Source organism: Burkholderia sp. A2, assembly GCF_001729305.1.
GTDB classification, from domain to species: Bacteria; Pseudomonadota; Gammaproteobacteria; order Burkholderiales; family Burkholderiaceae; genus Burkholderia; species Burkholderia sola.
This window is the reverse complement of the sequence record NZ_LZXX01000104.1, coordinates 34,339-46,309: the sequence shown is the minus strand read 5'-3', so window position 1 is coordinate 46,309 and position 11,971 is coordinate 34,339. Positions and strand designations below refer to the sequence as shown.

Below are 11,971 nucleotides of genomic sequence, written 5' to 3'. Positions count from 1 at the left end.
ATCCCGCACTGCCATGCTCCGGGTAGCTTGTGACCCAGCGCCGGATCACCGTACGTCCCACGCCGTGCCGGGCAGCCAGCGACTTGATGCCAATTCCGCCGGCCAGATACTCGTCAACGATGCCCTGTCTGAACTGCTCGTTGTACTTCGTCATGTAAAACACCCCAAAGGTTGGACGGGGGGTCCAACTTTTGGGGTGCAGTTCAGAAGGCGCCTTCCTTGCATCCGAACAACGCGCAACAGCCGTCAGTTCGTCCGCGAATTGTGCTTCTGCAGATACGCGATCAGCCCGTCGATCCCGCCCGCCGCGAGCTGGCTCTTGAACTGGCCCTGGTAGACCTGGATCAGCCACGCGCCCGACATGTCGATGTCGTAGATCTTCCAGTCGTTGCCGACCTTGCCGAGACGATAGCCGACCGACTGGCTGTCGCCCGGCGTCGTGACCGTCGACTGCACGAGCGCATCGGCGCCCGACGCGCCGCCGGCCTTGAACGAGAACTTCGCGTCCTGGTTGCCGAGCTGCGCGAGCGACGCGGCGTAGGTGCGCGTCATCAGCAACCGGAACTGCTTGTACAACTCCTGCTGCTGTTGCGGCGTGGCCTGCTTCCACGCGTCGCCGACCGCGATGCGGGTCGTGCGCTCGAAGTTGGTCACGGGCAGGAAGCGCTGCTCGACGACCTGCGTGATCTTCGCCATGTCACCGCCGCGCGCGGCCGGATCGGCCTTCATCGCATTGACGGTGCCCTCGACCGCCGTGCGGACGATATCGACCGGCGCGCTCTGCGCGAAAGCGGAAACCGACACGGCGGCCGCCGCGACGAAAGCAAACAGATGACGTTTCATACGAATTTCGCACTCGATGGGAAAAAACGGCCGGCTCTTTGCATCGGCCGGTGGAGCAAAGTATACCGGGCCTGCCGCCGCGTTGCCGCGCGGTGACCGACTGTTACCTTTCAGCGTCGTTTGTCACAGGCGCTTGGCGGCGCGTCGACGCATCGCCGCGGCGATTATGTAAATATCTGCATACAAATGATCCGGCCGCGCGATCCGATTGCCACGCCGGGAGCAAATATCCTTCCCGCCCCGATTCTCCGCAACGTCACGACCGTCGCCGCGCTGCGCCGGTATACTTGGCTACTTTGCCCTAGCCAGCCGCTCCCCACCGCCACATGGTGACATCTCTCATCGTCCGACTCGTTGCGTGGTCGGTGCGCCGCCCCGTCTGGGTCGTCGTCCTGTCGCTCGTGATCGCCGCCTGCAGCGGCGTCTACGTCGCGCAGCATTTCAAGATCAACACCGACATCAGCAAGCTCGTCGATGCGGAACCGCAATGGGCCGCGCTCGGCCAGGCGGTCGACAAGGCGTTCCCGCAACGCAACGGCACGATCCTCGCGGTCGTCGAGGCGCCCGCGCCCGAATTCGCGACGGCCGCCGCGCATGCGCTGACCGAAGCGCTGCAGAAGGATGCCGACGCCGGGCGCATCGGCCCGGTCGCCGAACCGGGCGGCGGCCCGTTCTTCGAGCACAACGGGCTGCTGTTCCTGTCGTCGCAGGACGTCTCGGATACGACCGCGCAGCTCGCGAGTGCGCGCCCGCTCGTCAACGAACTCGCGAAGAACCCGAGCCTCACCGGCCTCGCCACCACGCTGTCCACCACGCTCGGCCAGCCGCTCCTCACGGGCCAGGTGAAGCTGCCCGCGATGGCGAAGCTGCTCGCGCGCAGCGCGGCGACGGTCGACGACGTGCTGGCCGGCAAGCCGGCCGCGTTCTCGTGGCGCGCGCTGGTCGACAACGACGCCGCGCGGCAGCCCGCGCGCGCGTTCGTCACCGTGCAGCCGGTGGTCAACTACGGTGCGCTGAAGGCCGGCGCTGCAACGAGCCAGGTGATCCGCGACGCGGCCCGCTCGCTCGACCTCGAAAATCGCTACGGCGCGGCCGTGCGCCTGACCGGCGAACAGCCGCTCGCCGACGACGAATTCGCGTCGGTCGAAGACGGCGCCGCGCTCAACGGCGTGCTCACGCTGCTCGCCGTGCTCGTCATCCTGTGGCTGGCGCTGCGCTCGAAGCGGATGATCGGCTCGGTGCTCGTCACGCTGTTCGTCGGCCTCGTCGTGACGGCCGCGCTCGGCCTCGCGATGGTCGGCTCGCTGAACATGATCTCGGTCGCGTTCATGGTGCTGTTCGTCGGCCTCGGCGTCGACTTCTCGATCCAGTACGGCGTGAAGTACCGCGAGGAACGCTTCCGCGACGAGCGCATCGATCACGCGCTGATCGGCGCCGCGCACTCGATGGGCATGCCGCTCGCGCTCGCCACCGCGGCCGTCGCCGCGAGCTTCTTCTCGTTCATCCCCACTGCGTATCGCGGCGTGTCCGAGCTCGGCCTGATCGCGGGCGTCGGCATGTTCGTCGCGCTGCTGACCACGCTCACGCTGCTGCCCGCGCTGCTGCGCCTGTTCGCGCCGCCGGGCGAATCGAGGACGCCGGGCTTCCCGTGGCTCGCGCCGGTCGACGATTACCTCGATCGCCATCGCAAGCCGATCCTGATCGGCACGCTGACGGTCGTGATCGGCGCGCTGCCGCTGCTCGCGTTCCTGCATTTCGACTTCAACCCGCTGCACCTGAAGGACCCGAACAGCGAATCGATGGCGACGCTGCTCGCGCTGAAGGATTCGCCGGAAGCTGCCGTCAACGACGTCACGCTGCTCGCGCCGTCGCTCGCGCAAGCCGACGCAGCCGCTAAGCGCCTCGACGCGCTGCCCGAAGTCGGCCGCACGACCACGCTGTCGACCTTCATCCCCGCCGACCAGCCGGCCAAGCGCGCGGCGATCGCCGTGGCCGCGAGCGAACTGCTGCCCGCGCTGACGCAGCCGGCCGCGCCGCCCGCGACCGACGCGCAACGCGTGGCCGCGCTCAAGCGCGTGTCGGATCTGCTGAGCTATGCGGCCGAGGATCACCCCGGCCCGGGCGCCGCGGCCGCGCAGCACCTGTCCGCGTCGCTCGCGAAGCTCGCCGCCGCCGACAGCGCGACGCGCGACCGTGCCGAACGCGCGTTCTCCGATACGCTGCGCATCGCGCTCAACCAGCTCGCCGCGCTGCTGCAGCCGCAGGACATCACGCGCGAATCGCTGCCGCCGCAGATCGTGCGCGACTGGGTCGCGCCGGACGGCCACGCGCTCGTGCAGATCTCGCCGAAGGTGCCGAAGGGCGTCGACCCGGGCGACGACACGATGCTGCGCCGTTTCGCCAAGGCCGTGAAGGCGGCGGAACCGGGCGCGACCGGCGGGCCGATCTCGATCCTGCATTCGGCCGACACGATCATCAACGCGTTCCTGCACGCGGCGCTGTGGTCGATCATCTCGATCACGGTCCTGCTGTGGGTCACGCTGCGCCGCTTCGGCGACGTGCTGCGCACGCTGGTGCCGCTGCTCGTGTCGGGCATCGTGACGCTCGAGATGTGCGTCGTGCTCGGCATGTCGCTGAACTTCGCGAACATCATCGCGCTGCCGCTGATGCTCGGCGTCGGCGTCGCGTTCAAGGTGTATTTCGTGATGGCATGGCGCGCGGGGCAGACGGGGCTGCTGCATTCGAGCCTCACGCACGCCGTGCTGTTCAGCGCCGCGACGACGGCGACCGCCTTCGGCAGCCTGTGGCTGTCGCACCATCCGGGCACGTCGAGCATGGGCAAGCTGCTCGCGCTGGCCCTGACCTGTACGCTGATCGGCGCCGTGGTGTTCCAGCCCGTCCTGATGGGCAAACCGCGCGTCAAACGCGCCAAGAACCAATCGCAAGGAATCAATGAATAAGGTGCGAATCATTGCGGCGACCGTGGCCGCCAGCGCGATGCTGACCGGCTGCGCGACGGGACCGAACCGCAATCCCAACGACCCGCTCGAGCCGATGAACCGGGCGATGTACAAGTTCAACGACACGGTCGACACGAACATCGCCCAGCCGATCGCGAAGGGCTACCAGAAGGTCACGCCGACGCCGGTGCGCACTGCGATCAGCAACTTCTTCTCGAACCTCGGCGATCTCGGCAACATGGCGAACAACCTGCTGCAGTTGCGCATCACCGATGCGACGCAGGATCTGATGCGCGTGGCGATGAACTCGCTGTTCGGCGTCGCCGGCCTGATCGACATCGCGACGCCGGCCGGGCTGCCGAAGCATCATCAGGATTTCGGGCTGACGATGGCGCGCTGGGGCATGCCGTCCGGCCCGTACCTCGTGCTGCCCGTGTTCGGGCCGAGCACGATCCGCGACGGCGTCGGCCGCGCGGTGGACGTGCGCTTCAACCTGCTGAACTACATCGAGCCTGCCGCGCGCAATCCGATGTACATCGCGCAGTTCATCAGCGCGCGCTCGGACCTGCTCGGGGCGACCGACCTGTTGAAGCAGGCCGCGCTGGATCCGTATTCGTTCGTCCGCGATGCGTATCTGCAGCAGCGCAAGTCGCTGACGTATCGCGGCCAGTCGGCATCGGCCGCGGCACCGAACTACGCGGAGCCGGGTGAAGCGGGCGCGGTGCCGGCGGCCACGCCGACCACGCCGGGCGGCTTGCCGAACTATGAGGATCCGGGCGAATCGGGCGGCGCATCGGGCGCGGCGCCGAACAACACGCCGGCCGCGCCGGGCCTGCCGCAGTACGACGATCCGGGTGCGGATAATGCGATGCCGGCGAGTGCGCCTGCTGCTGCGCCGGTCCCGGCATCGTCGGGTGCCACGACGGCGCAGGCTGCTGATGGCGCGTCCATCGCGCCGGCCAAGCCGGCCAGCCAACCCGTCGCGCAATAACGTCACGCGACACGGAGCAGGACAAGTTGAGGAGCGCCGCAAAATACGCGGCGCTCTTTTTTATGCGCCACCGTTGCGACGAGCGTCGCTCATTCATACGGTGCCGTAATCCAGGGGCCGACACCTCAGGGTGCCCACGCGGCCTCGTTGTCTAGCATTCTCCAAAATCGCCAAGCCCATAAGTACAAGCAAACGGGTCGTGCCAGTTGTTATTTTTATAATAAAGCGTCACGGCATCGCCTCTCGTGAAGATAAATGTAGCAACGCCGCTTGAAGATAGATCCCACTTCCCCGAACTGCCGTCATCGAATTTCAAAGTCCCAGATGCATAACACGAAGAATACCGTTCATGAGAAAACATATACCCCTCAACCGGATAAGCCCTTGAGAAGAAATTTCTCACCTGTTCAACAGTGGGTCGAAATTTTCTACAGACGTCCACTGCATCACCCTCTCTGCTCCTACCGGATTCGATTATCTCGATAGCTTTCACCCCTCTCGCCTGAGAGGAGGAACAGAACAAAAAAACACAACCAAGGAGGAACGATTTACACATCAATCCCATTTTGCAGTCCCCGCCTCAGTTTTCATCTTGTGCGACACCTCAGGATGTTTGTATATCTCGGAAAAAGACACTCCCAGAGTTTCGCAAAGCTCCTTCACAAGCCACCTCAATGAATCATTTTGCTCGGCATTTACTATTTCGTATACTTTCGTTTCCCTGTCCATGCGACCGACGATTTCTATACCAATAGAGTCCGTATTCCCCGGATATCTATCAGGAAAAGCCTTCCCGTACTCCACTCGTGATAATTTTGCATACTTCCCTGCCATATCAGACATCTTCTTAAATTCGGATGGACTACACTTCCTTTCCATAAGACACCGAGATTTAAGCAATCCAACATGGTTGGTTCTCTTGTACACTGAAGCGGTTTGATAAATGGCTCCGCTCTTGTCTATGAGGAAGTGCGCTCCGTTCGCCCCCGTTTCCGCATAGCTATTGAACGCACTATTCGCCGTGGTTCCGTCCGTTTGGTGAACAACGATTCCATTCACTTTAGCCATCTGACTGCGTTCAATTGTCGAAAAAATCTTGACCTTGACGCGCTCGGCATCAACGTGGCCTTGTTTTGAAATAAACAGCATCGCACCTCCGACCGTTAAATAGCCTTATTAGCCTTGATGTCATAACCCATGCTCACCGATCCACCGTTACCACCCCGGGAATTCTGAATCACATATTCCTGCCTCACGCGAGAGAAGGACAGTCGAACTTCCTCGCGCGGAACCCTCATATTGGTTCGACTAACCGGCCTGACTTGGGTGACGAGTACATCCTCCATCGTGATCGTGAGGTATTCGAGCGGTGTACCGCCAGCCTTGCGCATCACCAGTACGGCGCTCCCGATATGCGTTCCCGTCAGGCAGTACTGAACCAGATTCGGCGTGGCACGGTCGATATGGTGCTCGAAGGTCAGATCGTCAACGGCACATCTGCCTGCGCCGCCGCCACTTCCCATATGCATATTGGATTGCTGACTCACTGACCAATCCCACGTCAGCACCTCGATTTCGTTCGAGTGACTGGCATCCGTCGATTCGCCCGCTATGCCTGCGAGCCTCAAGAAAATGTCCTGCGCCATTTGCTCCTCTCGATCATTAAATAGGAAATCAAACCAACCAAACAATGAAAGATGAAGCTCGACGCGTCAATCAGACAGAATCGAAAAATGAAACCCGATGTGTGACGGCACCAAGAAATTTCGTGAATTTTTAAATAGTTAAAAATTGTTTCGAATTACTTATATTTATGTCGGAAGCAGGACGTGTAATGGTTCTTCGTACCGAAACAGGCCCGTACGGCACTCCGTCTTGCCGCAGGATGGTGTTGAAGTATCGAAGAAGCATTCGGGAGTTGACGAGCCCACATAGCCGACCGCATCCACACGCGATTTGTGGGAAACCCCGTCTGTCTCACCGTGCGTCTATGCGTGGTTCTGTTCCGTCGGAGGCGGATAGCTGGGGATGCTATCCAGATCAGGAGATGAATGAAGCTCGATCGGTTGCGAGCGCATCGCCGAACCATGGCGAGAGAAGGTCGGGAAATAGTGCCGAACAACGCGCCGGCTACGCGCGATCGAATGGGGAGGAAGAAGCGGACAAAGCGGCGTGTGCCCGCTCAAACTACGTGCATCGCCCCCGCCCGCCCAAACGCGTGCCGCGCCTGAATCAACGTCGTGCGCGCCGCGCGCGCATCGCCCGCGACCTGCAGCAACGGACCAAGCTGCGACGGCTGCTTCAGCAGTTCGCGCAGGATCGGCAGGATCGCCGTGCTGCCGTCGTCGCGCAGGCCGGCCGTCGCCGCGCGCGGCAGCGTGCGCCACGCCGGATCGACGATCGCGCGGCACACCGCGAACGGCACGCCGCGCGCGGCCGCGAAGGCCGCCGCGATGTGCGACTCCATGTCGACGGCCAGCGCGCCCTTCGCACGATGCAGCGACGTCTTTTCCTGTTCGCTGACCACCGGCGCGCCGACCGCCGCGATCGTGCCGCGCGTGACGCGCGCCCACACCGGCGTGTCATGCAGCGCGGCGACGAGCCGCGCGCTCCAGCTTGCATCGGTCTGTACGCGGCCGAACGGCCCGTCGATCGCGTCCGCGATCACGAGCGCGCCCGGCGCGAGGTCGGGCGCGAGCCCGCCCGCGGTGCCGAAGCTGACGATGCCCGCGCAACCGCGCGCGGTCGCTTCGGCCAGTGCGCGCTCGAGCCGGTCGGCCCGCGCGGCGAACACGGCCTCGACGCCGTCGCCGCGCGCGATGCGCGCCTCGAATGCCATCCCTGTGACCGCGATGACGGGCAATGCGCCGTTGTGTTGCGTCGCCGGCACGCGTTACATCCCGACCGTCACGCGCGTCGCGTTCGCGCGCTTCAGGTTGCGGTAGCGCGCGAGCGCCCACAGCGGGAAGAACTTGCGATAGCCGTGGTAGCGCAGGTAGAACACGCGCGGGAAGCCCGTGGCCGTGAAGCGCGTCTCGTCCCACAAGCCTTCTTCGTTCTGCTGCGCGACCAGGTAGTCGACGCCGCGCGCCACGGCCGGGTTGTTCACCTCGCCCGCCGCCATCAGGCCGAGCAGCGCCCAGGCCGTCTGCGACGCCGTGCTCGGCGCCTGCTCGTAACCGCGGTAGTTCAGTTTGTAGCTGTCGCCGTCCTCGCCCCAGCCGCCGTCCTTGTTCTGGATCGACAGCAGCCATTGCGCCGCGCGCTTCATGCGCGGGTCGTCCGGCGTCAGGCCGGCCGCGTTCAGCGAGCACAGGGCCGTCCACGTGCCGTACACGTAGTTCATCCCCCAGCGGCCGTACCAGCTGCCATCCGGCTCCTGTTCCTTCAGCATGTAGTCGAGCGCGCGGCGGGCCGGCTCGCTGTTCAGCGGCGTCTCGCCGAGCTGCGACAGCATCGACAGGCAGCGGCCCGACACGTCGGCCGTCGGCGGATCGAGCAGCGCGCCGTGATCGGAGAACGGGATGTTGTTCAGGTAGTACTGCGTGTTTTCCGGTTCGAACGCGCCCCAGCCGCCGTCGCTGCTCTGCATGCCGACGACCCATTCGCGCGCACGCGCCATCGATTCGCGATACGTGTCCGACTGCGTGAGCTTCTGCGCACGATCCATCGCCATCACGACCACGGCCGTATCGTCGACATCCGGGTAGTGCGCGTTCGCGTACTGGAACGCCCAGCCGCCGGGCCGCACGTTCGGGCGGCGCGAGATCCAGTCGCCGCGCACGTCGAGGATCTGCAGCGGACGCAGCCATTCGAGACCGCGCAGCACGGCTTCCTGCGCACGCGCATCGCCGGTCTCGAGCAGCGCGTGCGCAACGAGCGACGTGTCCCACACGGGCGACAGGCACGGCTGGCAATACGCTTCGTCGTCGTGCACGACGAGCAGCTTGTCGAGCGCCTTGCGCGCGATCGCGCGGTTCGGATGATCTTCCGCGTAGCCGAGCACGTCGTACATCATTACCGCGTTGGCCATCGCCGGATAGATCGCGCCGAGGCCGTCCTCGCCGTTCAGGCGCTCGTCGACGAACGACACGGCCTGGCGGATCGCGCGTTCGCGCGTGTAGCTCGGGAACAGGCCGTCGACCGCGCGCAGCGCATGGTCGACCACGCGGAAGAACGCGAACCAGCCGGCGCTCTGGTGCCCCTGGCGCGGCAGCAGCCCGGCGTTGACGGGCGGGTCGATGAACAGCTCGTCGATGCGCACGCCGCGCGGGTTCTTCGCGAGCGGACGCTTCGCGTTCAGCACCAGCAGCGGCACGATCACCGTGCGCGCCCAGTACGACACCTTCGACAAGTGGAACGGGAACCACTGCGGCAGCAGCATGATCTCGACCGGCATCATCGGCACCGCGCGCCACGGAATCGCACCGTACAGCGCGAGCTGGATACGCGTGAACACGTTCGACATCTCGGCGCCGCCCATCGCGTGGATGGCGCGGCGCGCGCGCTGCATGTGCTCGGCGTTCTCGTCGTCGCCGATCACCTTCAGCGCGAAATACGCCTTCACGCTCGCGCTGATGTTCGGTGCGCCGTCGGTGAACAGCGGCCAGCCGCCGTCGGCCTGCTGGATGCGGCGCAGATACTTGCCGATCTTCTGTTCGAGCTCGAGGTTCGGCGTCTCGCCCAGATAGTGGACGAGCAGCACGTATTCGGCGGGAATCGTCGAATCGGCTTCGAGTTCGTAGACCCAGTGTCCGTCCGCTTGCTGCGCGGCCAGCAGCGCATCGGTCGCGCGCGCGACAGCCGCGTCGACGTCGGCCGGCACGGCGCCGGCGGACAAGGTAGCCATTTCGGTGAGATCGTTCATCGGTCCCTCTCTTTATTGCGTCTGGAGCACGTCCGCGGCCAGCTGGCCGGAACGGATCGCGCCCTCGATCGTGGCGGGCAGGCCGGTGGCAATCCAGTCGCCCGCGAGTACAAGATTGGTCCAGCGCGTACGCACGGCCGGACGTTTCATTTCCTGCGACGGCACCGCCGCAAAGCCCGCGCGCGGCTCGACGACGAGCTGCCACGCGGGGATGGTTTCCGGGTTCGCGCCGGTCACGCGCGCGACGTCTTCCCAGATGCGCCGCGCGAGCGTGTCGCGCGGCATGTCGAGCCAGCGGCCCGCATCGCGGATCGCCGCCGCGAGCAGGCCATCGCCGGTCCGCACCGCATCGACGACGCCGTTGACGACGGTCGTCTGCAGCGGAGGGCCGGCCGGCGATTCGACCGCGAAATACGCGGTCACGACCGCGCTGAACGTGTCGGGCGCGGTGAGTTCGGGCACGAGCGGCTGCGCGACCTCGGGCGGCACGGCCAGCACGACCGCGTCGCCCGGCGCGAGATCGATGCGTTCGCCGCCGACCGACACCGCATCGACCGCATTGCCGTGCGCGCCGAATTCGAACGCGTCGAGCCGCGAATTCAGGCGGATCTGCGCGCCGCCGTATTGCAGCATCCGCAGCGCGGGTTCGACGAACGCGCTACCGAGCCCGCGGCGCGCGACGAGCGGACGGCAGCCGGGGCCGCCCGCGGCAAACGTGCCGCACAGTGCGGCGCGCGCGAGTTCGGCGCTCGCGTGGCGCGGCTCGATATTCAGCACCCCGAGGAAATACGGTCGCAGCCAGCGATCCCACAGCACGCCGTCGCATCGCATCGTCTGCGCGAGCGAGCGGCCCGTGCGGGCGAACGCGAGCGGGGCCAGCGCGAGGTAGTCGAGCGGCGTCGTGCCCGGCGCGCGCGACGCGGCATCGAACAGCCACGACGGCCAGCGGCCGTTGCCGAAACGCAGCGTCCAGCGCTGCTGCGACGCGATGTCCATGACCGGAAATTCAGCCAGCGCGGGCCCCGCGAGCTGATCGGCCGCGCCGATCGCGCGCAGGTAGCGCTGCGTCGCGGGCTGTCCCGCGAAAACCGTGTGCAGCCCGCTGTCGAGCGTCGTGTTCAGCGTCCCGTCGAACCAGGAGCGGCAGCGGCCGCCCGCGTGCGCATGCGCGTCGTGCAGCACGATGCGCCGCCCGCGACGTTGCAGCTCGACCGCGGCCGACAGGCCCGCGAGTCCTGCGCCGATCACGTGGACGGTTCTGGGCATCGCGTCGGCCGACTCAGAACAGCGCGTAGCGCGCAGCGATCATCAGCATGCGCGCCTTCGGCTTGCGCAGCGGCGCGCGCGGCGCGGCAAAGCCGCGTGCGATCGCGGCCTCGAGAATGCAGCGATACGCGCCCGACATGATGCGCGGCGCCTTCACCTGCGCACGCGGGCAGGTATCCATCACCGCGTCGGCCTGGCGAAAGTGCTCGAGCGCGCGCTCGACGAGCGTCGCGCACACGCGCGGCAGCGCCGGATCGCGCACGATCGTCGCCGGATCGGCGATCGCGATGCCTTCGCGCGCGAGCAGCTCGCGCGGCAGGTAGCACCGGTTGATCGCCGCGTCGTCGTCGATGTCGCGCAGGATGTTCGTCAGTTGCAGCGCGCGGCCGAGGTGGTGCGACAGCGTGATCCCTTCGGCTTCCGGCATCCCGAAAATCCTCACCGACAGCCGGCCGGCCGCGCTCGCCACGCGATCGCAGAAGAGGTCGAGCGTCGGCTCGTCGGGCGCGCAGATGTCTTCCACCGCGTCCATCGCCATCCCGTCGATCATCGCGTGGAAATCGTCGCGCTGCAGGTCGAACGCGCGGATCTCGCGATCGAGCGCGGCGAGGTGGCGCGGCGGGCGGCCGGCGAAGCACGCGTCGATGTCCGCGCGCCAGCGATTCAGGCCCGCGGTGCGCTCGGCGCGCGGCAGGTCGCTGTCGGCGATGTCGTCGACCGCGCGGCAAAACGCGTAGACCTGGAACATCGCATCGCGCTGCACGGCCGGCAGGATGCGCATCGCCAGATAGAAGGAGCTGCCCGATGTGACGGCAGCGGCGTCGGTTTCTTGTTCGTCCACGACGGAATGGGAAACGGCCAAGACGAAGCTCCACGGAGACACCCACGCGGGGCGATTGAAGAAGCCATGCCCGGCTGGGATGGTCAGGGCGTCGAATGCGTGCGAGATATGCGAACGATCGACGCAGACAGGCACAAATTACCGGCCGGAAGCCGGAATTGGGCGAAAGTATAGCAATCTTTGAAGTTCGATGGCGGACGCGC

Annotated in this window: 10 protein-coding genes; 2 read left to right on the top strand and 8 right to left on the bottom strand. The window is 65.7% G+C overall.

The features are described 5' to 3' along the window. Both A9Z05_RS35050 and A9Z05_RS20515 read right to left on the bottom strand, forming a co-directional pair. The coding region (locus A9Z05_RS35050) for a transposase (RefSeq protein WP_141723450.1) at window positions 1–154 on the bottom strand (154 nt) is incomplete at its 3' end. A gap of 92 nt (window positions 155–246) precedes the next feature. Then, window positions 247–843 carry a phospholipid-binding protein MlaC gene (locus A9Z05_RS20515; RefSeq protein WP_069619683.1) on the bottom strand — a complete coding sequence of 199 codons (597 nt, stop codon included), beginning with the start codon at window positions 841–843 and terminating at the stop codon, window positions 247–249. 326 nt (window positions 844–1,169) lie between these two features. Between A9Z05_RS20515 and A9Z05_RS20510 the strand changes: the two genes are divergently transcribed. Both A9Z05_RS20510 and A9Z05_RS20505 read left to right on the top strand, forming a co-directional pair. Next, window positions 1,170–3,803, top strand: coding sequence for an MMPL family transporter (locus A9Z05_RS20510; protein WP_069619682.1), 2,634 nt, complete (start codon window positions 1,170–1,172; stop codon window positions 3,801–3,803). Then, the gene (locus A9Z05_RS20505; protein WP_069619681.1) at window positions 3,796–4,794 is read left to right on the top strand and encodes a VacJ family lipoprotein; all 999 of its coding nucleotides are present in this window, start codon (window positions 3,796–3,798) and stop codon (window positions 4,792–4,794) included. Before A9Z05_RS20510 ends, A9Z05_RS20505 begins: the two co-directional genes overlap by 8 nt. 555 nt (window positions 4,795–5,349) lie before the next feature. Here the strand turns inward: A9Z05_RS20505 and A9Z05_RS35045 are convergent. The 6 genes from A9Z05_RS35045 to hpnD form a co-directional block, all read right to left on the bottom strand. Next, window positions 5,350–5,943: a peptidoglycan recognition family protein gene (locus A9Z05_RS35045; RefSeq protein ID WP_084044361.1), complete on the bottom strand. Its 594-nt coding sequence runs from the start codon at window positions 5,941–5,943 to the stop codon at window positions 5,350–5,352. Window positions 5,944–5,957: 14 nt separating this feature from the next. Beyond that, window positions 5,958–6,440 (bottom strand): type VI secretion system tube protein Hcp, encoded by a 483-nt coding sequence (locus tag A9Z05_RS20500; protein WP_069619680.1) that lies wholly within the window; start codon window positions 6,438–6,440, stop codon window positions 5,958–5,960. A 536-nt stretch (window positions 6,441–6,976) separates the two neighbouring features. Further along, window positions 6,977–7,684 carry a phosphorylase gene (locus A9Z05_RS20495; RefSeq protein ID WP_084044360.1) on the bottom strand — a complete coding sequence of 236 codons (708 nt, stop codon included), beginning with the start codon at window positions 7,682–7,684 and terminating at the stop codon, window positions 6,977–6,979. A 3-nt stretch (window positions 7,685–7,687) separates the two neighbouring features. Then, on the bottom strand, window positions 7,688–9,661 hold the full coding sequence (gene shc / locus A9Z05_RS20490) for a squalene--hopene cyclase (protein ID WP_069619678.1): 1,974 nt from the start codon (window positions 9,659–9,661) through the stop codon (window positions 7,688–7,690). A gap of 12 nt (window positions 9,662–9,673) precedes the next feature. Beyond that, complete coding sequence (gene hpnE, locus A9Z05_RS20485; RefSeq protein ID WP_069619677.1) at window positions 9,674–10,927, bottom strand: hydroxysqualene dehydroxylase HpnE; 1,254 nt, start codon at window positions 10,925–10,927, stop codon at window positions 9,674–9,676. A 13-nt stretch (window positions 10,928–10,940) separates the two neighbouring features. Further along, a complete protein-coding gene (gene hpnD, locus A9Z05_RS20480) occupies window positions 10,941–11,789 on the bottom strand; it encodes a presqualene diphosphate synthase HpnD (RefSeq protein WP_069619676.1) in 849 nt (282 codons plus the stop codon). Between the last annotated feature and the right edge of the window lie 182 nt (window positions 11,790–11,971).